The sequence below is a fragment of the Pseudomonas sp. COW5 genome (genome assembly GCF_026240005.1).
GTDB lineage: Bacteria > Pseudomonadota > Gammaproteobacteria > Pseudomonadales > Pseudomonadaceae > Aquipseudomonas > Aquipseudomonas kribbensis.
On sequence record NZ_JAPHVP010000001.1, the window covers coordinates 5,067,971 to 5,091,433 of the forward strand.

General features: G+C 54.9%; 17 protein-coding genes. 14 read left to right on the forward strand and 3 right to left on the reverse strand.

Features of this window, described 5'->3' with window-relative positions:
- Window positions 1-20: 20 nt before the first annotated feature.
- From OQ248_RS23280 to OQ248_RS23335, 12 genes are all read left to right on the forward strand, one after another.
- Window positions 21-8,528, forward strand: coding sequence for a DUF637 domain-containing protein (locus tag OQ248_RS23280; protein ID WP_265814158.1), 8,508 nt, complete (start codon window positions 21-23; stop codon window positions 8,526-8,528).
- Between the two features lie 11 nt (window positions 8,529-8,539).
- Window positions 8,540-9,178 (forward strand): hypothetical protein, encoded by a 639-nt coding sequence (locus OQ248_RS23285; RefSeq protein WP_265814159.1) that lies wholly within the window; start codon window positions 8,540-8,542, stop codon window positions 9,176-9,178.
- 85 nt (window positions 9,179-9,263) lie between these two features.
- Window positions 9,264-9,542: a hypothetical protein gene (locus tag OQ248_RS23290; protein WP_265814160.1), complete on the forward strand. Its 279-nt coding sequence runs from the start codon at window positions 9,264-9,266 to the stop codon at window positions 9,540-9,542.
- Between the two features lie 188 nt (window positions 9,543-9,730).
- Window positions 9,731-9,985 carry a hypothetical protein gene (locus tag OQ248_RS23295; RefSeq protein ID WP_265814161.1) on the forward strand — a complete coding sequence of 85 codons (255 nt, stop codon included), beginning with the start codon at window positions 9,731-9,733 and terminating at the stop codon, window positions 9,983-9,985.
- Window positions 9,986-10,299: 314 nt separating this feature from the next.
- Window positions 10,300-10,446 (forward strand): hemolysin, encoded by a 147-nt coding sequence (locus OQ248_RS23300; RefSeq protein WP_265814162.1) that lies wholly within the window; start codon window positions 10,300-10,302, stop codon window positions 10,444-10,446.
- A 1-nt stretch (window position 10,447) separates the two neighbouring features.
- Window positions 10,448-10,747 (forward strand): hypothetical protein, encoded by a 300-nt coding sequence (locus OQ248_RS23305; protein WP_265815133.1) that lies wholly within the window; start codon window positions 10,448-10,450, stop codon window positions 10,745-10,747.
- Window positions 10,748-10,915: 168 nt separating this feature from the next.
- Window positions 10,916-14,227 carry a colicin D domain-containing protein gene (locus tag OQ248_RS23310; protein ID WP_265815134.1) on the forward strand — a complete coding sequence of 1,104 codons (3,312 nt, stop codon included), beginning with the start codon at window positions 10,916-10,918 and terminating at the stop codon, window positions 14,225-14,227.
- On the forward strand, window positions 14,224-14,499 hold the full coding sequence (locus OQ248_RS23315) for a colicin immunity domain-containing protein (RefSeq protein ID WP_265814163.1): 276 nt from the start codon (window positions 14,224-14,226) through the stop codon (window positions 14,497-14,499). The genes OQ248_RS23310 and OQ248_RS23315 overlap by 4 nt, the downstream gene beginning before the upstream one ends.
- 246 nt (window positions 14,500-14,745) lie before the next feature.
- Window positions 14,746-15,381: an SMI1/KNR4 family protein gene (locus tag OQ248_RS23320; RefSeq protein WP_265814164.1), complete on the forward strand. Its 636-nt coding sequence runs from the start codon at window positions 14,746-14,748 to the stop codon at window positions 15,379-15,381.
- A 566-nt stretch (window positions 15,382-15,947) separates the two neighbouring features.
- Entirely contained in the window at window positions 15,948-16,595 is a 648-nt protein-coding gene (locus tag OQ248_RS23325) for a hypothetical protein (protein WP_265814165.1), read from the forward strand.
- Window positions 16,596-16,695: 100 nt separating this feature from the next.
- On the forward strand, window positions 16,696-16,950 hold the full coding sequence (locus tag OQ248_RS23330; RefSeq protein WP_119426260.1) for a hypothetical protein: 255 nt from the start codon (window positions 16,696-16,698) through the stop codon (window positions 16,948-16,950).
- 165 nt (window positions 16,951-17,115) lie between these two features.
- Window positions 17,116-17,664 (forward strand): hypothetical protein, encoded by a 549-nt coding sequence (locus OQ248_RS23335; RefSeq protein WP_265814166.1) that lies wholly within the window; start codon window positions 17,116-17,118, stop codon window positions 17,662-17,664.
- A 78-nt stretch (window positions 17,665-17,742) separates the two neighbouring features.
- Here the strand turns inward: OQ248_RS23335 and OQ248_RS23340 are convergent, their stop codons facing one another.
- Both OQ248_RS23340 and OQ248_RS23345 read right to left on the reverse strand, forming a co-directional pair.
- Entirely contained in the window at window positions 17,743-18,786 is a 1,044-nt protein-coding gene (locus tag OQ248_RS23340; protein ID WP_265814167.1) for an LLM class flavin-dependent oxidoreductase, read from the reverse strand.
- A gap of 69 nt (window positions 18,787-18,855) precedes the next feature.
- Window positions 18,856-19,341: a flavin reductase family protein gene (locus tag OQ248_RS23345; protein WP_265814168.1), complete on the reverse strand. Its 486-nt coding sequence runs from the start codon at window positions 19,339-19,341 to the stop codon at window positions 18,856-18,858.
- A gap of 322 nt (window positions 19,342-19,663) precedes the next feature.
- Here OQ248_RS23345 and OQ248_RS23350 point away from each other — a divergent pair, with 322 nt between their 5' ends.
- Together OQ248_RS23350 and OQ248_RS23355 are read left to right on the forward strand one after the other, a co-directional pair.
- Complete coding sequence (locus OQ248_RS23350) at window positions 19,664-21,070, forward strand: cytosine permease (protein WP_248740728.1); 1,407 nt, start codon at window positions 19,664-19,666, stop codon at window positions 21,068-21,070.
- A 253-nt stretch (window positions 21,071-21,323) separates the two neighbouring features.
- Window positions 21,324-22,424 (forward strand): polyamine ABC transporter substrate-binding protein, encoded by a 1,101-nt coding sequence (locus OQ248_RS23355; protein ID WP_085711357.1) that lies wholly within the window; start codon window positions 21,324-21,326, stop codon window positions 22,422-22,424.
- 42 nt (window positions 22,425-22,466) lie between these two features.
- Here OQ248_RS23355 and OQ248_RS23360 read toward each other — a convergent pair whose 3' ends face one another.
- On the reverse strand, window positions 22,467-23,444 hold the full coding sequence (locus OQ248_RS23360) for a TerC family protein (RefSeq protein ID WP_134826431.1): 978 nt from the start codon (window positions 23,442-23,444) through the stop codon (window positions 22,467-22,469).
- Window positions 23,445-23,463 lie beyond the last annotated feature (19 nt).

Sequence of the window (23,463 nt, forward strand, 5' to 3'; positions counted from 1 at the left end):
GTCTGCTCCGAGTTTTTGATATGAACATTCGCCACTTGGCCTTTCTGGCCAGGCAGCCTTCTGCTGCCTATGAAAAACGCGATCACTTCTGGGGCATGCCCAAACGTGGCCTGGCATTCCTGCTGGCCAACGTCATGTTCTGGCAGCCAATGTGGGCGCAAGCGGACGGAATCGTGGTCAGTGCGCCTGGCGCCACGCTCGACCGGGCCGGCAACGGCGTACCGATCATCAACATCGCCACGCCCAACGGCGCGGGGCTGTCGCACAACCAGTTCCACGATTACAACGTGGACGCTCAAGGCGTCATCCTCAACAACGCGACCAGTCGCACTCAACTGACGCAAATGGGCGGGATCATTCTCGGCAACCCGAACCTGCGCGCAGCGGCTGCGCAAACCATCCTCAACGAAGTCAACGGCGGCAGCCCGAGCCAGTTGCGCGGTTACACCGAAGTGGCAGGGCAGTCGGCGCGTGTGATCGTCGCCAACCCGTATGGCATCAGCTGTAACGGGTGCGGTTTCATCAATACGCCACGTGTGACCCTGACCACCGGTAAACCGGTGCTGGATGGCGCGGGACGTCTGGATCGCTTTCAGGTCGATCAGGGCAGCGTTTCCATTGACGGCAAAGGTCTGGACGCCAGCGCTGTCGACAGCTTTGAAATCATTACCCGCAGTGCGCAAATCAACGCGCAGATCCATGCCAAGCGCCTGAACATCACCACCGGTCGCAACGATGTAAACGCCGACACGCTCAACGCCACTGCGCGGGCTGACGATGGCAGCGCCAAACCGCAACTGGCAATCGACTCCTCGGCACTCGGCGGGATGTATGCCGGCGCGATCAAACTGGTGGGCACCGAGGCGGGTGTCGGCGTGAAACTGGCAGGCGAACTGGCGGCCAGCGCCGGGGATATCCAGATCGACGCCAATGGCCAGCTGACGATGGCCAAGGCCACGGCCAGCAATGCGATCGACATCAAGGCCAACAGTCTTCAAGCACAACAGGCGGTTTACGCGGGCACGCAACTGGCAGTGCAGACCGCACAAGACCTGGTGAACCAGCAAAGCCTCGCTGCACGGGATTCCGTGCGCCTCACCAGCGGCGGCACGCTGACCAACGCCGGCGTGATCGAAGCCGGGGTGAACGCGGACAACAGCCGTAACGGCAATGGCGACGTTGCCATCAACAGCGGCGCGCTGAGCAACCGTGGCAGCCTGTTGGCCAGTCGCTCCCTGAGCGCCAGTGCCGCAGGTTTGCTCGACAACCAGAACGGTATCGTCCAGGCCAAAACCGTCGCGCTGGGCGCCACTCGCCTGGTCAACCAAGGAGCTGACGCACGGATTTACGGCGAGACCAGCCTGGCCTTCAACGTCCCGGCAATCGTCAACCTCAGTGGTCTGATCCGCTTCGCCGACGGCCAGGCGGCAACGCTCTCCGTCGACAGTCTGGACAACCGCAAGGGCCGTATCGAAATCGCCGGCGGTAATTTGAAACTCAATGCTCGGGCGCTGCAAAACGACGACGGCAAAATCATTGCCGGACGTCTGGATCTCGATACCCGACAACTCGACAACGCTGGCGGCCTGATTGCTGCCAGCCAGGGCGAAACCAAGGTCGTCGCCCATGAACGTCTGAACAATGGCAAAGGCAAGATCCAGGCAAAGACCGGCCTCGTTGTGTCGGGCGCCGAGTTGCTCAATCAGGGCGGCACATTGGCGGCCGATTCGATCCGGATCACCGGCACCCGGCTGGATAACAGCGACAAAGGGGTCATCAGTGCCGAAAACGGCAAGGTTGACCTGACACTGGTTCAGGACCTCGCGAACCGTGATGGCAAGGTTCAGGCGTCCGATCGATTGAGCGTCGCGGCCCGGAGCATCGACAACCGTAATGCCAGCCTGACCGGCAAAACCCTTGAGGTCACCAGTCGCGGCAAACTCGACAATACCCAGGGCACGATTTCATCCGATGACAGCGTGGTGGTCAGCGAGGATCTGGACAACACCCAGGGCCTGATTCAGGGAAACACAACCCTGAACCTGACCGCCCGCGATCTGGATAACACCAACGGCCAACTGCTCGGCGGTGTCGTCGATGCGACGCTGGACAATCTCACCCGCAACGACAAAGGCGCAATCAGCGCCGAAACCGGCCAGCTCACGCTGGTGGTCAACAAGCACCTGAACAATGCCTTGGGTCGACTCCAAGCCAGTAAAGGTGACGTGGACGTACAGGCCGGCAGTATCGACAACCGCAAGGGCGTGGTAGCCGCGCAACAATTGCTGGTGAACGCTCGCGATGGCCACATCGACAACCGTGGCGGGCGGGTGATTGGCGATCGCCTCAACCTGCAAGCCGCCAGCCTGGATAACGGCGAGGGCGGTCTGCTGGCGGCGGGTGTCGACGGTGCCCGGTTGATCCTCAAGCATGCTGTTGCCGGCCAGTCGCAACTGCTCAATCAAAAGGGCCGGATCCAGAGTGACGCCGACCTCTACATCGAAAGCGACACGGTCGACAACAGCGCCGGTGTCCTGCTCGGCAAAACCATTGAAGTCACCGCCACACAGCTGAATAACAGCGACAAGGGCGGCATCGTCGGCACGGGCGGTGACATTGCGCTGAACATTGCCGGTGTCTTCAAAAACGTCACGGGTGTAGTCGACGCCGGTGAGCAACATCTGCTGCTCGAGCAACTGGTCGAACTCGACAACCACGGCGGCACATTGCGCGGCAATCGCCTGGACATCACCAGTACGTCCATCGACAACCGCAATGCGGGCCAGATCATTGCCGGCAGCGATGGCCTGAAAATCGTCGGCAACACCCTGCTGAACCAGCAGGGTGCGATCCTCGCCAATGGCAGCCACGCAGAACTGGCGCTGGGCACCGGCAGCTTGCAGAACCAGGGCGGCACGCTGCAGGCCGACACCCTGAACATCACCAGCGCCGACCTCGACAACAGCGCAGTCGATGGCAAGGCCGGTTTGATCTCAAGTCTGCTGGGTGACTTGAAGCTGACGGTGACACGCCTGACCAACCATGCCGGCAAGCTGTTCGGCAAAGATCAGGTCATTTTTGATGGCTCCAGTCTGGATAACGCGGGCGGAGAGATCAGCGGCAATCGACTGGCATTCGAAGCGGTCAGCCAGGTGCTCAATCAGGGCGGGCTGATCGAGTCGGCAACCGATCTGCAACTGATCAGCGGTCAATTGAACAACAGCGCCGGCGGGCAGATTCGCGCACTGGGCGGCGCCTCCAGCAAAATCAAACTGACCGGCAACCTGAACAACCAGAATGGTGTCATCGAGATCGGCAGCGAGGATCTGGAACTGGCCGGGGCCCAGCTCAACAACCTCAGCGGCAATGTTCGTCACGCTGCAAAAGGGTTGTTCGATCTGGATCTGACCAACCTGACCGGCTCTCAAGGCAGCCTCACCGGTCTGGGCAACGGCGTCTGGGATATCGCGTCGGTCAATGGCGTGGGCACCTGGCAACTGAACGGTGGCCTGACCTATACCAGCGCGCAGGATTTGAACCTCAATGTCGGGGATCGCATCGCCAGTGCTTCGGCGCTCAAGCTCAACGTCGCCAGTCTGAACAACGCCGGTGAACTGGCCACTGACGGCGACCTGACGCTGACTCTCGGCGGCAACCTGATCAACAGCGGGCGCGTGTCCGCCAAACAGAAACTCGTTATCGGCGCCAACGACCTGATTCAGCAGGACGGCCGTCTGGTCAGCGGTGGTGATACCGAGCTGACCCTGCGCGGCACGCTCGACAACCTGGGTCGACTGATTGCCAGCCAGAACCTCACGGTCTCCGCTGCACGGATCGACAACAAAGGCACGCTGGGCGCTCAAGGCAATCTGCTGTTCAACGCCACCAATGGCATCAGCAACGGCCCCGACACACTGTTGTTCAGCGGCGGCACCATGGAGTTGCACGGCAACAGCCTGAGCAATTTCTATGGCGATATCTACAGCCGCGGCAAGCTGACATTCGACGCAGTGGGCGGAGGCCGGGCCTCATCGTTCAGCAACCTGTCGGGCACCATCGAAGGTGAAGGTGATATCGACATCAACGCCGTTTCGTTTGAAAACGCCAAGGCCGAATTCGAAATCGCTTCGGGACCATCGTCCGGCAGCCTGAGCTGGGTCTGCGCCCAGCATTGCGGCGGCGGTGATGGCTGGAAGCGTGGCTATATCACGATTACCACCGAGTTCAGTGACAAAGTCCTGAAAGACTCGCGGGCGGCGCGGTTTGTCGCCGGCAAGAACCTCACTCTTCATGCCAATAACGTCGAAAACCGCTACAGCCTGCTGGCGGCGAACGGCGATCTGACCGTGACGGCCGACAGCCTGCTGAACCAGGGCGCAATGTCGCGCTCGGGCCAACGGATAGTGAAGATCGGTACACCGGGGCACATCGACAACAGCCTCTGGGACAAGATGGAGTTCACCGATATCCCGGCGTTCAACGCAGCGACTGCGGCGGGTCACTTTGATGAGGAACGTTTCAATGAGTTGGTCAGTCGTTCGAGTGATGAACGATTTTTGCAGACAAGTGATGTCACCACGACGGGCGATACCCCCGAAAAAGTCTACTCGTCGGTGCTTCAGGCCGGAGGCAAGGTCAAACTGGACGTCACTCACAGCATCCAGAACGGCACTCTCTACGACAACACTTACGACCAGTTGACCGGCAAGCTGTCCAGCGATCAGACAACCGCCGTCGGCGGCGTCACCATCAACCTTGGCAAACACAGCACCGACGCCAGCGCCCAGGCGCCGAAAGACGTCACCCGGATCGAGCGTATCGACGCCGATGGGGTGAAGCAGATCAGCTTCGTTCCGGTCGATTTCAAGGGCGTGCCGTTTGCCGCAGTCGATCCGACGGCTTCCTCGACGTTCCGTCTGCCGAAAGGCCCCTACGGCCTGTTCGTGCAGAGCTCGAATCCGCAGAGCCGTTACCTGATCGAAACCAACCCGGAGCTGATCCAGTCCGCGCCGTTCATGAGTTCCGATTACCTGCTGGGCAAACTCAGTTTCAGCGCCGATGAAGCGGCTCGCCGCCTCGGCGATGGCCGCTACGAGACACGACTGATCAGCGATGCAGTGATGGCCCAGACCGGCCAGCGCTTCCTCGCCGGTGGCCTGAACAACGACTACGAACAGTTCCGTTATCTGATGGATAACGCGCTCGCCAGCAAGAACGAGCTGAACCTGTCCGTGGGCGTGAGCCTGACGTCAGAGCAAGTGGCGGCACTGACCCACGACATCGTGTGGATGGAAGAGCGCATCGTCGACGGCCAGAAAGTGCTGGTGCCGGTGCTCTATCTGGCCCAGGCCGAATCACGCAACGTGCGCGGCGGCAGTCTGATTCAAGGGCGCGACCTGGAGCTGATCGCGGGCAATGATCTGGTCAACGTCGGCACGTTGCAGGCGACCAAGGATCTGTCCGTCGACGTCAAAGGCAGCCTCTACCAGGGCGGTCTGGTCGAAGCCAACGAGCGCATCACGCTCATGGCCACCGACAGCATCCGCAATGCGCTGGCAGGTGAAATTCGCGGCAATCAGGTCAGCCTCACCAGCCTCAAGGGCGACATCGTCAACGACCGCACCGCCGTCGCCGTACGCGACGGTCACGGCATGCGCACCCTGGTGGACGACGGCGGCAACATCAGCGCACGCGACACGCTGACCATCAAGTCGGGCAACGACCTCGTCAACTCCTCGTCCATCAGCAGCGGCGGCGACGCCACCCTGAGCGCCACACGCGACATCAACCTGTTGGCGACGCGCAACGAAAGCGAACTGCACGAATCGTTCGAGGGCGGCCATCGTTCAGTCATCACCACCACCGTGGAAAACCTCGGCTCCAGTGTGAAAAGCGGCGGCAACCTGAAGCTCGACGCCGGCCGGGACCTCAACGTCGTGGCCAGCACCGCCGAGGCCAAGGGCAACCTGACCGCCGACGCCAAGCGCGACATCTACCTGTCCTCGGCGGGTGACGAACACAACGTCGAAACCCACAGCAAGGACGGCAAGAAACGCGTCCACGAAGAAGACAACCACACCGTTCAGAAAGCCGCCGAGTTCATCGCCGGTGGTGACGTCAAGACCAACTCCGGTCGCGACACGACACTGGTGGCGAGCAAGATCAGCGCGGGCAATGAAGCCTATGTCTATGCCGGCAACGACCTGAACCTGCTGGCCGCGCAAAACAAGGACTACACCCTCTACGACATGAAGGAGAAGGGCGGTTTCGGCAACCTGAAACTGCAGCGCGACGAAGTCACCCAGATCACCCACGTCGGCACCGAGATCAAGACCGGCGGCAACCTGTCGCTGGTCAGCAAAGGCGATCAGCACTACCAGGTAGCCAAGCTCGATAGCGGCAAGGACATCATCCTGGACAGCGGCGGTTCCATCACCTTTGAAGGGGTGAAGGATCTGCATGACGAGAGCCACACCAAAACCAACAACAACGCCGCGTGGGTATCGGCCAAGGGCCGCGGCAACACCGACGAAACCCTGCGCCAGACCCAGATGATTGCCAAAGGCAACATCGTGTTGAAGGCGGTTGATGGGCTGAAGATTGATATCAAGGATGTGAACCAGGAGTCGGTGAGCCAGACCATCGACACCATGGTCAAGGCGGATCCGCAGTTGGCTTGGTTGAAGGATGCCGAGGCGCGGGGGGATGTTGACTGGCGGCGAGTGAAAGAGATTCACGAGTCGTTCAAATACAGCAATTCGGGTCTTGGCCCGGCATCGCAGATAGTCATTGCGATCGTCATGGCGGCGTTTGTCGGACCAGCGGTGCTGACTTCCCTGAGCGCAAGCATGGGCACTGTCTGGTCTGCAGCTCTTGCCTCGGTCGCTACAGGAGCAGCGACCAACGCCACTACCAGCTTCATCAATAATGGCGGGAACCTTGGAGCCGTTTTCCAGGATGTGACGTCCTCTGACGCGCTGGCAAGCTATGTGATTTCTGGAGTAACGGCTGGTCTGACTGCAGGCTATTTCGACAGCATTCTCAAGACGACGACGAACCCGATCACCGGCAAGGTCATGACTGATCTGAGCAGTCTTGAAGGCATCGGCCGTTTTGCTGGTAACCAGTTGTTGCAGAACACCACTTCGACTGTGTTGGGTGGCGCACTCGGTCAGCACGCAGATTTTGGTAATGCACTGACGGGGGCTCTGCTAAGTACGCTGAATGCAGCGGCATTCAATGCGGTAGGTGACTTTGCAGCAAACCAGGGTTGGAAAGACGGGGGGCTCGAGAAGATTGCCTTGCACGCCGTTGTGGGCGGTTTATTGAATGAGGCTGCGGGAGGAGATTTTAAAACCGGAGCATTGGCTGCTGGTGCCAATGAAGCGCTGGTAACCCAGTTAGCATTGTTGGTTAAGAACGACAGCAATCTGTTGTCGATGTCCTCCCAGTTGGTAGGTGTTGCAGCTGCGGCGGTGAGCAATGGCAACGTTCAAGAAGGCGCGACTATTGCGAAGGACGCCACCAACTACAACTACCTGTTGCACCACGAAGTCGTGGAGATGATGGATGAACAGAAGAAGTGTAAGTCCCAAGTCTGCCTGGACGGTGTGCGCGAGAAATACGCTAGCCTTGATGAGAATCGAAACAAGGAGCTCGCCAGTCTTTGTCAGACGAATATCAATGCTTGCAATGCGCTTTCTGCACAACTTCAGGCAGATGAGCCAAAAATCCGTGCATTTTCTGAAGAGCTCGCACGAACTGGGCAAATCGGTGCTGCCGCCACAATCGGGTACGTAATCCTACAAAGTAACCAAGCTGCTCAAAATACGATAACTACTGAGGTTGTTATCCAGCGTGACGGTGAAAGTGCCGGTTTTTGGGCTCAGTTTGCGGAGATGTTGGCGGACGTCGCCGGAGGGGGTAAGCCGGGCAAGCCGGGAAAAGCGATCGATGGAAAAGGAACCGCCAAGGGCGGAGAGCCCGAGGCAGGGGATGCACCGAAAACCGCGAGCAACGAGACTGGCGGCACAAAAGGCCCAAGTGATACCGTGGTCCGAAGCGATAACGATTTCTCTGCGACGACCAATCAAAAGGGAAATCCCAAGGCGTATATCGACGAAAACGGTAATTTGAATCCTCCTAATGCCGAAGGTACTGGGAGTGTTCAATCGCACGTGAGGGGTGGCAGCAGTGGGAATTCTCCATACATTTCCGTTACTGACCCCAATGCGACGTCTAATCCGAAAGACTATGGCACCAGCAAAATTGAGATCGACGTTAAGCGCTTGCAGCAGGACATTGACTCTGGTGCTTTACCAGATACCAAATATTTGAACAATGAGCAGGTGACTGCTGAGCTTCAGTCAAAAGTGGACGCGGCAAAGGTAAAGTACACCAACAATCCGTCACCGAAAAACGAGATTTCCCTTGGGCGCGCAGAGGATGATTTGGCGAACGCCAGACGAGACGGCGAATGCCTAATCAAGGGGTGTGTGCCGGCCGACTATATAAAGGTTGTGAAATAAAAGGTTTTAAAATGGACCCGAAAGTTTACGAACTGCTGAACAGCATTCCAGAGCAAGCTGACTATGCTGCAGACGCAGGAGATCTGGACTCCGAGGATATTTCGCCCGGCAGAGTTGATGCTGTAAAAGAGTTGCTTCTTGAATCGGGCGATGAGGAAGTGCAATTTTATGCGGCGAAATTGTTGACCAGCTGGGGATACCATGAAGGACTGGTCGCCTTGGAGAAGTTCATGAGTAAGCCAGAGGTTTTTGAGGGGCTATATACTCATCGGCTGCATGGATATGACGATACCTACCGCTATATATTAATGGCGGTAATCATGTACTTTGCCAATGTTGCTGAGAAAGAAGGGAAAGAGATTGCGAGAGTTCAAGTTCGCGACCTACTTTTGAAGATTGTTGCGCTGGCCGAAAAAAGGCCTTTCGAAATATCTGAGATGCTTCGATTTGTTAAGCGTGAAAAATACCCAGAGTATATGGCAGCCTTAAAAGAATATCTTTTGGCAATCATTGATCAGCCAGATGTACATCGTTGGAAAATTTATGACGCTCTTGAGTTTTTTGTGGCGGTCGAACCTGGCTTTGCCGAGTTAATATTAAAGGCTAGAAATAAGTTGATCGATAACTTCAAGCCTTCGAGAGAAAGTTAGAATAGAGCAGGAAAGGGGAGAGCAGAAAAAGGGGGCCAGAAAAAGGGGGCGGATTTATTTGATTTAATAAATCCGTCCCCTTTTTTTGAATATCAATAAAAAACTTGGCGAGAAAATTGGCCAGGGCCGTCTGCCTTATGAGCGAAGTCGAGCCGGTATTGATCAAGCTAAGCTTGATGTTAAAGCCACGCTTGAAACAGCAACTGAAATCAGTGCAGTGATTCCGAAGTCTCAATTGCGAGGTGACTACGATTTGGTGCATGTGTATAGTTCTGTTACGGATAGAACAGTCAGTTTGAGAGTTTTGCCAGGTGGTAAATATGAATTCGATACGTTAATTGCTGAGAAGTCATCTAAATTCTGATTGGGTTATTTATGTTCTTAAATGAGAAATTTAATGAGTTTCGAGCCAGGTCGTTTTATTTGAATGGGATCCCGGTCTGCGAGGTTTTGGTACTTTTTTTCAAGCTTGAGAAGTCTCGGTGGTGTTCGCTAAATATTGGAGAGGGAGTCGCGATATTTACTAGCGACGAGCCTGAGTCTGAGGTTGAATTGAATTTAAGCTTGGGTGGTGATGTTGATTATCCTGTGATGCGGATGCCTGTGCTTAATGATTTTGTTGGGAAGAAAATACACAGAATATTTGAATATCGAATCGAAGGGTTGGATGAGGGATGTGTAGGTGTATATTTCGACTGTGGTGTTTGTGGATTTAGTGTTGTTGAAAATAATGGTTGTCTGTCATTTGTAAGTGGTGTTTCTGATTTTGAAGGGGAAGTTTTTTTGGTTGAGAAGGATTTTATCTAGGCTGTAATAACAGTAAAGCCGGACGGATTTATATGATTCAATAAATTTGTCCAGTTTTTCACAAGAAAAAATTTATTTAACTTGGAGTCAAAGGGGACAGATTTGAATGGCACTGGGAAAATGCGGCTGATGAGTTTTCTGCTGGCCTTCCAAACTATGCAACTCATTCAACAGCAAAGAGCTATCAGTCAACGGCGCCACGAGATCTGAATGAGCAGACTTTGTGGAATAGAGTGATAGATAATCCCTCTGCTGGTCGTGATACGAAACTAGCGGGCGATAAAGATTTTCCGCGGAGTGAGGGATGGAGAAAAATGGAAGTCAGTCACCGTCTGCCTAACGGAGAAAATATAACTGTTCACTACCAGTACAACTCCGTTACCGGTAAAGCATTTGATATGAAAATCACCACGCCGCAACAGCTGCCGCCTGCGCTGCAGCCCGGAAGAACTATTGAGTGATGTGGATATGATTGTTCGAGAAATAGGGCGAGAAGAGCCTGTAAAGGTGTTTGGGATTTACTGGATAGAGAACGAGCGCTTTTACTGGGTCATTCCTTATGATGGTTACGGTGGCCTGATGGCACTCAGTGATAGAGAGGTCAATGTTGTTGACTCTTCTTTGTCAAGTGATCTCATCCTCTGCAAGGATGGGGATGGGGGTGACATGATTCTGCACTGGGCAGCGGAAGATTTGATTGAAAAACTAGTGGAGCGTGATCCACTAGCAATGGTCGAGTTCTTAGGGCGCATAAAAAACTGATGATGCAAAAGAAGCAGTGGGAACGCAAGTAAGGAAGGGGCCGTACTTCCTTGCTGCGGATACGAAAGCTTCTACACCGCAAGGCGACAAGCAGAAAAGAAGCAGAAAAGGGGACAGCAGAAAAGGGGACGGATTTATTTGATTTAATAAATCCGTCCCCTTTTTTTGGTGCTCTATCTGGCCCAGGCCGAATCACGCAACGTGCGCGGCGGCAGTCTGATTCAAGGGCGCGACCTGGAGCTGATCGCGGGCAATGATCTGGTCAACGTCGGCACGTTGCAGGCGACCAAGGATCTGTCCGTCGACGTCAAAGGCAGCCTCTACCAGGGCGGTCTGGTCGAAGCCAACGAGCGCATCACGCTCATGGCCACCGACAGCATCCGCAACGCGCTGGCCGGTGAAATTCGCGGCAATCAGGTCAGCCTTACCAGCCTCAAGGGCGACATCGTCAACGACCGCACCGCCGTCGCCGTACGCGACGGTCACGGCATGCGCACCCTGGTGGACGACGGCGGCAACATCAGCGCACGCGACACGCTGACCATCAAGTCGGGCAACGACCTCGTCAACTCCTCGTCCATCAGCAGCGGCGGCGACGCCACCCTGAGCGCCACCCGCGACATCAACCTGTTGGCGACGCGCAACGAAAGCGAACTGCACGAATCGTTCGAGGGCGGCCATCGCTCGGTCATCACCACCACCGTGGAAAACCTCGGTTCCAGTGTGAAAAGCGGCGGTAACCTGAAGCTCGATGCAGGTCGCGACATCAACGTTCTCGCCAGTACTGCAGAAGCGAAAGGCAATCTGCTTGCCGACGCGAAACAAGACCTGAACATGGCTTCGGCGGGTGACGAACACAATGTCGAGACCAACAGCAAAAGTGGCAAGAAACGTGTCCACGAGGAAGACAACCACACCGTCCAGAAAGCCGCCGAATTCATCGCAGGCGGCGACGTAAAAACCACTTCCGGTCGCGATACCACGTTGGTAGCGAGCAAGATCAGTGCTGGCAATGAAGCCTATGTCTACGCGGGTAATGATCTGAATCTGCTGGCAGCGCAGAACAAGGACTACACCTTGTATGACATGAAGGAGAAGGGTGGTTTCGGCGCCAAGAAAATGAAGCGCGACGAAGTTACCCAGGTCACTCATGTGGGTAGCGAGATCAAGACTGGGGGCAATCTCACGCTGGTCAGTGAGGGGGATCAGCGGTATCAGGGCGCCAAGCTCAACAGTGGTAAAGACCTGACCTTGGACAGCGGTGGCAGCATTACCTTTGAGGCAGTGAAGGATTCCCATCAGGAAAGCCACGACAAGAGCAGCAGTAGCGCGGCCTGGACCAGCATGGAAAGCAAAGGCCAGGTTGACGAAACTCTGCGCCAAAGCCAACTGATTGCCAAAGGTCAGACGCTTATTAAAGCGGTTGATGGGCTTTACATAGACATCAACCAGATCAATCAGCAAAGCGTCAGTCAGGCAATCGACGCGATGGTTAAAGCCGACCCGAGTATGGCCTGGTTGAAAGACGCCGAAGCGCGAAATGATGTGGATTGGCGTCAAGTCCAAGAGCTGCATGACCGCTGGAATGAAAGCCACTCCGGGTTGGGTGGCCCTGCGATGATCATCGTCATCATCATCGTCACCTACTTCACCGCCGGTGCGGCTTCAGGCCTTGTGGGGGCTGGTGCGACTGCTGGTTCCGGCACAGCGATGTCCGCTGGTTTGGCCGCGACAGCCACCAGTGAAGCAGTGGCAGCCGGTTGGGCGAACGCGGCACTCACTGCCATGATCACTTCGGCAGCCAGCACGGCGGCCGTCAGCACCATTAACAACAAAGGCAATCTCGGAGCCGCGCTCAAAGAAACCTTCAGTGCCGACAACCTGAAAAATTACATTGTGGCCGGAGGTACTGCGGGTCTGACCACCGGTTTCTTCAATGACTGGACCAGCAGCACGACCGGTACATCCCCCGCGCTGACGGAATCCACCAAAGGCGCATTGGCCAATACCAGCAAAGTTATCGTCGCCGATTCCGGTGGTCTGAGCAGCCTGCAAGGTATAGCGCATTTTACCGAAAACCAGTTGTTGCAAAATTCCACGTCGGCATTGCTCAACAAAGCCCTGGGCCGTGAAGGCAGCTTGGGCGATGCGGTGCAAAAAAGCCTGGTGAATGCGTTTACCGCCTATGGCTTCAACCTGGTGGGTGATATCGGGGCGAGCAATCACCTGCAGGACGGTGGTCTGGAGAAGATAGGCCTGCATGCGCTGATGGGGGGCTTGAGCTCACTGGCCTCGGGTGGGGACTTCAAAACGGGCGCCTTGGCAGCCGGAGTCAACGAAGCGCTGGTGGCCGACCTGGCGTCGGCGTACTCCGGAATGTCGAAGGACGATAGAGAACGATTGTTGCTGATGAACTCGCAACTGATCGGGGTCTTGACGACCGCTGTTCAGGATCCGAATGCCGATGCTGACAAACTGCAGTTAGGGTCATCGATTGCGCAGAGTGGTACTCAATATAACTACTTGAGCCACCAGGATGTAGAAGACCTGGAAAAGGCGCTCAAGGAATGTAAAGACAACTGTGATGCGGTTCGAGCTGAGTTTGCCAAGCGTGATGCGGATAACACGGCGCGGCTCAACAACTGCTGGGCGACCGGTGATTGCGAGAAGATCAAGGCTGAGATTGAAGAGGGCTCTGTTGCATTAAACGAACTTTGGCAAAATGACAAAACGGGGATTACAGATCAATTCCTCCATAGCAATATCGCCGACTCGACCAATGCCAGGACGCGAGCTTCCCTCGACCACCTTCCGAAAGGGGATCCGGCTAATGCGGTGAAATTGTTGGCTGCAGCGGGGATCATTGCTCTTGCGCCGGAAGCGATTGGTCTGCTTGGACAGTTGACCACGAGAGCTGCAGCCTCTTGCGCAGCCAATCCAGTGTTGTGCGCTAACGAAGTCGCGATCTGGACAGCTGAGGCAGGGATGTCGGAAGCACTTCCTGTCGGGTTGGGGACCGCGGCAGGAGGGTTAACGGCCAAGGAACTCAGTGATCTCCGAGGCTTGATGGAGATCGAAGCGAAAACAGGGGCTAAACTGACGGCTGAGGAGATTGCGGCAATCGTTGGGCCGGCAGCGACAGGTGCAAAAGGTAGCGGTCTTGCTGGGGAACTTACTGGTATTACGCAAAAGCAGCTTGATAAAAAATTCAAGCACGCATCTGATTTTGGCGTCGTGACGACAAAGAAAAATCCCGAAACACTTGCTCAGTATGAAACGGCGATCAAAAATCATATGGAGTCCTCCTCTACATCTCAGCAAGGTACGTATGGATTTGTTAAGGACTCGAAGGTTTTCTTCAATTCGACTACCAATAATGCCGTTGTTCTCGATAGTGCTGGTAATTTCGTAACTGGATTTAAACTATCTCCGAATACTCAGCAGTTCGATAATTTCATTAAAAATGGTGTTTTACGATGAGTGTTACGATTTTAGAATTTGCAAAATCTTTTGTAGCGGGAAGAGTGTCTGCTTGCGTTTTTTCGGAAGCCTACATGGAGCTGTGGAAAATAGAGCGCGACAGCAATCTTCTTCAAAAGGATTCAGGGGTTTTAAATGAATGCCTGTCAAGCATTTTTTGTGCGGCGGATATGTACAATTCAGACGACTCAAGAGAAGAGTATGAGTTCGACGAAGAGAAACTCAAGTCCGAAGTGGCTAGTCTGGTAAGAAAAATAAAATCTGATTCGTAAGGAAAGGGACAGGAAAAGGGGGCGGATTTATTTGATTTAATAAATCTTATTTAATAAATCCGTCCCCTTTTTCAATCTCGAGATGAACATGGATGCGGAGTCAAAGGGGGCAGATTTATTTGATTTAATAAATCTGTCCCCTTTCGTTTTTCTAGTGACAATCGTGGGGCAGGTGCTTGTATTGGTGCTCAATGCAGAGAGTTGCCAAACGGAGCGAAGGTTCGAATAGATGTGGTGGATTAGAAAGTGACCAATTTGGAGAAGTTGCTATTAAACGCAAGTCCATCTTTGAGCGAGCGTGAGCCGGAAATATGTGAGCACTCTCGTAAAATGGCGGGAGTTCTGGCGGATCAACTTTTTGGGATGTTATGCAGACGTAATGGTTTTTATGCTTTGGGAAGTGCATTGCATGTTTTTCCAGCACAGTCGAATCAGCACGAAATTGGCATCGTTGATTGGAATGAGAGCATTCTGTGGCGCGGTGACTACAGGGGTATGGCTGACGGTTGCCTTTTTTTTGCTGAAGATGTTTTTGGTGGGCAATTCTGCATAAAAGATAACAAAATCTATACTTTTGACCCGGAGACGGGGGGAGTGGAGTTTTTAGCTGATGATATTGAAAGCTGGTCTCAGATTCTCCTGAGTGATTATGAGGTGCTTACGGGCTATCCGTTAGCGCATCAGTGGCAAGAGCAGAACGGTAAACTTCCTGCTACGAAGCGTTTGTTACCCAAAGTGCCGTTCATTCTCGGAGGCGAATTTGTATTGGAAAATTTATATTTGGCGGACGCCGTAAAAGGAATGAAATCTAGAGCTAATATAGCCAATCAAATTAAAGACTTGCCGGATGGTGCTGGAATTAGTTTCAATTTTGATGGTTGATGGCAAAAGAATCAGCGAAGAAAAGTGGGCGGATTTACCTGGTTAAATAAATCCCTCTCTTTTTTATCCAAGAGCAAAAGGGGGGAATTTAATAAATCCGTCCCATTTTTTTGATTTTTTTTTGAAGGTGAATGTAAGAAGTGGGGTGATTCATATGGATTTTCCGCTGTGAGGCTTTTATGAGACAAGATTTATTTGAGCGTTTTTTGAACGGGGGATTGGACTCGTACACACTTGAACTGTTTCGTGTTGCAATTCAAGAAGCGAAACTTTTAAGGGGTTTCGTTTGTGCTCGTGAATTTAACTTAAATTTGTTTGATGTTGTCATCGATTTTGAGATGGAAGTGGTTAAGATACAAGACGTGCTCTTGCCTTCGGCGGATGAAGGGGTAGTGCTTCCATTGGATGATTTTATAAGTCTATGTAGAATATAGAAGTAAAAGTAGACCAAAAAAGGGCCTGAAAAGGGGGGGTTATTTGATTTAATAAATCTGTCCCCTTTTTACGCTGCGCTGGAGACCCTCAAAATCGAGGTCCTCATTTTAATGACGAGTCCGGAAATCACTATGACTACTGAAGTTAAAATTTCTAGTACACCAGATATCTCTGTTGATAACGAAGTGATTAATATTCGATCAGAAAGTGGGAAGGTCAAAGATGTGCTATCTGCTGCGAGTTTTTTGGTCGAAAGCACATCGAGTGAGTCTTTTGTTTTTGTATTAGAGTTTATTGCTAATGTTATTGAAAAGTCGTTGCCGGCGTATGAGGTTTGGCTACTGGTTGGTAGCTCCGCATGGCAGTCAGACACGAGAATTATCCGCTATCGAGGGTTGTGGGGGGCACTGAAGTTGCAGGGGGTTGAAATACCTAAAGCGACTGATTTGAAAGATGTTACGGTAGAAGCAGATGGGAAATTAAAGTTCTACGGTGCTCTACGATTGTCAGAGTTGCCAGTTCGAACTGTCGTTGATACGGTTTTGGCTGGATACCGTTGTTATATGGTTGCGCTGCCTAGCGATGCAGGGGCCGATATTGCTTTATCTATGCCTTGGTCTGGAATTGCAAGTGAGGATTTGGATTTTTACCGCTTGATCTGTGAAGTGAAAGGTCTGCTGTTTAAAATGGTGGGTGAGTTTGATGATCCTGAGAGGGGGGTTGTATCAATTGGGTCGCCAATCTTAGTGAAGGAACTTTTGAGTGGGGTCAAAGAGTAAGTGAGAGAAGGGGGGCAGATTCTGAGAGATCCCCAAAAAACTACTCCAAGGTCTGCGCTTCGGGTTGGAAGGGGCGACAGCTTTAAGTGGGACTAAAGAGATGATTGACTCGAAAACCGGTGAGCGGATATTAGTTTGCGTCGACGAGATTTATGGGCCTTACATTAGAGTTTCGACATTTCAAGATGGCGGAGCTTTAGAAGATGTATTGGATGAGAAATTTTTTGTACTTTATTGGAAAGGTACTCCAGACGATTTAAAAGACTTTGGTGGGAATGAATACTTTTTTGGGGGAGGGGCAGATCCCATTAAACTCCAAAAAATTCTTGACTCGATAGAGTTTGATTGGCTCTAGTGGAGGAAGGGGGGCGAATTTGTTTAATTTAATGAATCTGTCCTTTTTTTGCATTTTGCCTTTTTACCGAATCGAGTGATTGACGCCTAAATAGTGGCCATCTAGTATCGCGCCAATATTTGATATCACCTCCGTCTTGTTACGCTCATTAGGGAAGATTCATACGTGAACAAACCTGCACTCGTCACTCTGACCTTGGCAATCGCGCTAGCAGGTTGCCATTCCAACGTTCGGGATTCTTCTCCCAGCCTGCTGAAAGACGGAGTCCAACTGCACCAGAATACGGTGGCAGTCGATGCGCAGCACGCCAAGGTTGTGATGAAAGCGACGGGCTCGACGATTCCGGTGGAGTTTTCGATCCGTCGTGCAGACGATCCCGACCGCCGCATGGAATTGTTGGGTACCGTCGTGGATTCGGGGCGAGGCCAGGTGTTCGGCTGGATTGCCAAGCTCAACGAAGTGGGCAACAGCGCGGTGGCCAAGCGCTTCCCGCAACTGGAAACCCAGGCCGATGCCGATAAGGCAATTGAAGTCTCGGGCTATGCGAGTGGCCCTCGTACCGGGGTTGTCCATACCTGCGGGCCAGTGAGCAATTCGTTTACGCCAGAGCGCGGCAAAACGTATCTGGTGGAGTTTGAGTTTGTTGGTGACGGTTGCGAGCAGCGCGTCTACGACGTTACGCAGCCCGAGCAGCGTATTCCTGTGAAGAGTTGATTCGCTGAATTAGCACTGAAATGAGAAATGAAAACGCCCCGAATTTATCGGGGCGTTTTCATTTGCCAGGCAGCAGGTTTATCTGAACGCCGGCACCACATGCTTGATAAACAACTCCAGCGACTTCTTCTTCTCCGCATGCGGCAAGCTGTTATCACACCAGAAACTGAACTCATCCACCCCCAGTTCCTGGTAGTACTTGATCCGCGGAATGATTTCTTCCGGCGTGCCGATCATCGCCGTCTTGTGCAGGCTTTCCAGCTCAAACTCTGGCCGCCCGGCAAATTTCTCTTCCGGGCTCGGGGCGAGGAAGCCGTTCACCGGAACTTCCTTGTTGCCGAACCACGCATCGAAGGTGCGGTAGAAACGTGAAATGGCTTTGGCGCCCACCTTCCAGCCTTCCGGGTCATCCACTGAATGCACGTGGGTATGACGCAGCACCATCAATTGCGGACGCGGCACGTCGGGGTTGTTGTCCAGCGCGGTCTGGAATTTGTTTTTCAGGTCGAGGACTTCTTCATCACCCTTCATCAGCGGCGTGACCATCACGTTGCAGCCGTTGGCCACGGCGAAGTTGTGAGAGTCCGGGTCGCGGGCGGCGATCCACATTGGCGGGTTGGGCTGCTGAATCGGTTTCGGCACGCTGGTGGAGGTGGGGAATTTCCAGATTTCACCATTGTGGGCGTAGTCGCCTTGCCACAGGGCGCGGACCACCGGGACCATTTCCCGCAGCGCCTGGCCGCCGCTGGAAGCAGGCATGCCGCCGGCCATGCGATCGAATTCAACCTGATAGGCACCACGGGCCAGGCCGACTTCCATCCGGCCGTTGCTGATAACGTCGAGCAGGGCGCATTCACCGGCGACCCGCAGCGGGTGCCAGAACGGTGCAATGATGGTGCCGGCGCCGAGGTGAATGGTGGTGGTTTTGGCGGCGAGGTAGGCCAGCAGCGGCATCGGGCTCGGTGAGATGGTGTATTCCATGGCGTGGTGTTCGCCGATCCACACGGTGCTGAAACCGCCGGCCTCGGCCATCAACGTCAGTTCGGTCAGGTCTTCGAACAGTTGACGGTGGCTGACGCTTTCGTCCCAGCGTTCCATGTGTACGAACAGGGAAAATTTCATGACACTACCTCGAATCTCTTGTGGTCGGCCGGTCGCATGCCGGCCTGTTTAAATGCAAACGTGTGTGGGTCAGGCGAAGGCGGGCAGGGCGCCCATCTTGCCGTGGCAATACACCAGCGGGCCGGTGTCTTGCTGGGGGACGATGAGGTTTTTCACCGCGCCGACCATGATCGCGTGGTCGCCGCCTTCGTATTCGCGCCACAGCTCACATTCGATGATAGCTGTCGCGTTGGCCAGGATCGGGTTGCCCAGTTCGCTCAGTGTCCACTCGACGCCCTGCGCCTTGTCCTTGCCTTTGCGGGCGAACGCGTAGGCTTCGCTCTGTTGTCCGCCGGAAAGCACGTGAATGGCAAAACGTTTGTTCTTGATCAGGACGGGATAGGAGTCGGAGCTGTAGTTGGGGCAGAACAGCACCAGGGCCGGGTCCATCGACAGCGAACTGAACGCGCTGGCGGTCAGGCCGACGATCTGGCCGTCGTCATCAAGCGTGGTGATGACGGTGACGCCGGACGGGAACGAGCCCATGACTTGTTTGTAGACGGCAGCATCGATCATTGGTCAATCCTCGAGTGCGGTGAAGCGTGTTTTTATTCGTTTGTGGGTCTGATGGTATACCGTAATACATCGATTGCAAGCGCTTTTTTGGTGAAACGATAAACGTGGTGCATTCGTCGGAAACTCAGCGTTTACGGGCCTTTCGTCTAGCCGTAAAGCCTTGCTATCGGGGAGGATGCCGGATCAGTTACCGCCGCAAACAGCGGATCAGTCTTGTGAAAATGTTGGAATACCATAATATGGTGTTCATCTGAGGGGCGACCAAGAACGTCCCCGGTTTGGCTTCATACAACGATAAGAACAGACCCAATCGAGTTCATATATGTCCCAGATGTCCCGGCAAGATCCGTTGATCGAGAATCACACGGTCGACTACGTCCCACTCGCGGAACGCCACGGGAAGGCCCGCGACCTTTTCACTCTTTGGTTCAGCACCAACATTGCGCCACTGCCCATCGTCACCGGCGCCATGGTGGTCCAGGTGTTTCATCTCGACCTGTTCTGGGGGCTGCTCGCGATTGCGCTGGGGCACATGATCGGCGGGGTGGTGATCGCCCTCGCATCGGCGCAAGGCCCGCGCATGGGCATTCCGCAGATGGTGCAGAGTCGTGGTCAGTTCGGGCGTTACGGTGCGCTGCTGATCGTGTTTTTCGCCGCAATCATCTATATCGGTTTCTTCATTTCCAACATCGTGCTCGCCGGCAAATCCATCGTCGGCATTGCGCCGTCGGTGCCTGCGCCGCTGAGCATTCTGATCGGCGCCCTCAGTGCTACGGCCATCGGCGTGATCGGCTACAACTTCATCCATACGCTCAACCGCATCGGCACCTGGGTGATGGGTAGTGCGTTGCTGGCCGGATTCATCTACATCTTTGCCCATGAGTTGCCGGCGGACTTCTTCACCCGTGGCAGCTTCAATCTGTCCGGGTGGCTGGCGACGGTGTCGCTGGGGATCATCTGGCAGATCAGTTTCTCGCCGTACGTCTCGGACTATTCCCGCTACCTGCCGGCGGACATCGGTATCAGCAAGCCGTTTATCGCGACTTACCTGGGCGCCACGCTGGGCACGATTCTGTCGTTCACCTTCGGTGCGGTGGCGGTGCTGGCGACACCCGAGGGCACCGAGGCGATGGCGGCGGTCAAGCAGTCCACCGGTTGGCTGGGGCCGATTCTGATGGTGCTGTTCCTGCTCAACATCATCAGCCACAACGCGCTGAATCTGTATGGCGCGGTGCTGTCGATCATCACCTCGATCCAGACCTTCGCCAGCCAGTGGACGCCGAGCATCAAGGTGCGAGTGATCCTGTCGAGCGTCGTGCTGGCGGGTTGCTGTGTGGTGGCGCTGGGGGCATCGGCAGACTTCATCTCCGAGTTCATCGGCCTGATTCTGGCGCTGCTGCTGGTACTGGTGCCGTGGGCGTCGATCAACCTGATCGACTTCTACCTGATCAAGCGCGGCAGCTACGACATCGCCTCGATCTTCCGCGCCGATGGCGGGATCTACGGGCGCTTCAATCTGCACGCGATCATTGCCTATTTCATCGGCATCATCGTGCAGTTGCCGTTTGCCAATACGTCGTTGTACGTCGGTCCTTACGCCAATCTAGTGGACGGCGCGGACCTGTCATGGCTGGTCGGCCTGATCGTAACCTGCCCGTTGTATTACTGCCTGGCGACGCGCGGGCAGACGCAGCAGAGCAGGGCGGCAAAATTGGGTTTTACTGACTGACCGTTCGCCGTCTGTTCAAACAATGCCCGGCCACTCGCCGGGCATTGTCGTTTCAGTATTCTGACGGTCACGCAAATTGGCCATATCGATCCCCTTTTGGCCAACCGGCTACTGTGCGCCTTGTGCGCTTGTCGGCAAGAATCGAAGCCACAACAAGACGCTGCACCTTCCTTGCCCTTGGCTGACCTGACAGCCGCTGCCGTGTACAGAACATAAAAACCATCGACTCACGCTGCATTCGGGGAAACACAATATGGTCACGATGAAACGCATTCTGGGCGCTACTGTTTTCGGGCTGACGCTGCTGGCCGGCGCCGTCCAGGCCGAACAGCGCGAACTGCGGGTATACAACTGGGCGGATTACATCCTGCCGTCGGTGCCCAAGGACTTCGCCGCCAAAAGCAACATCAAAGTGACCTGGGACACCTTCGACACCAACGAATCCCTCGAAGCCAAGCTGCTGACCGGCAACTCCGGCTACGACCTGGTGGTGCCGTCTAACCAGTTCCTCGATACCCAGATCAAGGCCGGGGTGTTCCAGAAACTCGACAAGTCCAAACTGCCGAACTGGAGTCATCAGGACCCGGCGCTGCTCAAGTTGCTCGATTCCAACGACCCCGGCAATCAGTACGGCGTGCCCTACATGGTCGGCACGGTGCTGATCGGTTTCAACCCGGCCAAAGTCAAGGCAGCGCTCGGCGAGAATGCGCCGGTGGACAGCTGGGATCTGGTGTTCAAACCGGAGAACATGGAAAAACTCAAATCCTGCGGCGTGGCGATGCTCGATTCGCCGTCGGAAATCCTGCCGCTAGCCTTGCATTATCTGGGGCTCGACCCGAACAGCCAGAACCCGGCCGACTATGAGAAAGCCAAGGACCTGATGCTCAAGGTTCGCCCTTACGTCACCTACTTCAACTCGGCCAAGTACATGACCGATATCGCCAACGGCGACATCTGCGTGGCCATCGGTTATTCCGGCAGCTTCTACCAGTTTGGTAACCGCGCCAAAGAGGCGAAGAACGGCGTGGTGGTCGACTGGCGCCTGCCGAAGGAGGGCGCGCCGATCTGGTTCGACACCTTCGCCATTCCGAAGAGCGCGAAGAACGTTGAAGAGGCCCACGAGTTCCTCAACAACCTGCTCGATCCGAAGGTCATCGCTTCGATCAGCGACTTCCTCGGCTACCCGAATGCCAACAAGGATTCGCTGCCGCTGATCAACAAGGAAATCACCGGCAACCCGAACCTGACGCCGACCAGCGAGGCATTGAAGACGCTGTACGTGGTGCAGCCATTGCCACAGAAGCTGGAGCGGGTGCGGACGCGGGTGTGGACCAGCATCAAGTCCGATAAGTAAGTTCAAAGCCGAGGGAGCGAATTCCGTTCGCTCCCTCGGTTGTTATTTCGCCTGACTTTCCTCAGGCGACTTGTCCTTCGTCAGCACCAGACTGAGCAACACCGACGCCAGAATCAGCCCGCCAACAATCGCCAGCGACCACTCCACCGGCATGTGGAACCACGGCATTGCCGTCATCTTCCCGCCGATGAACACCAGCACCAGCGCCAGGCCGTACTTGAGCAGGTGAAAGCGGTCGGCCATGTCCGCCAGCAGAAAGTACAGCGCCCGCAGCCCCATGATTGCGAAGATGTTCGAGGTGAAAATGATGAACGGATCGGTCGTCACCGCGAAAATCGCCGGGATGCTGTCGACCGCGAACATCAGGTCGCTGGCCTCGATCAGCACCAGCACCAGAAACATCGGCGTGGCCCAGCGCACGCCGTTCTGCAGCACGAAAAAGCGCTCGCCATGAAAACCGTTGGTGATCCGCAGATGCCCGCGCACCCAGCGCAGAAGCGGATTGTTATCGAGGTCCGGTTGCTGTTCGGCGAACACCAGCATTTTGATCCCGGTGATGATCAGGAACACGCCGAAAACATACAGCAGCCAGGTGAACTGCGACACCAGCCACACCCCGGCAAAGATCATCGCCGCGCGCATCACGATCGCCCCGAGTACGCCGTACAGCAGCACTCGACGCTGCAACTCCGGCGGCACGGCGAAGTAGCCGAAAATCATCACGAACACGAACATGTTGTCGATCGACAGCGATTGCTCGATCAGATAACCGGTGAGGAATTCCAGGGTCTTGCGCTGGGCGATCTCGGGCCCGAACTCGCCGTTCAGATACCACCAGAGCAGCCCGGCGAAGGCCAGCGCGAGCATGCACCACGCAATCACCCAGGATGAGGCTTCGCGCACCGAGACCCGATGCGCCTTGCGCCCGCCGAAGACAAACAGGTCAACGGCCAGCATGGCGAGGACAAAAACGATGAAGGCGGCCCACATCCAGGGTTCGCCGATGTTGATGGGGTGCATGTCGTTCTCCCTGTCTTTA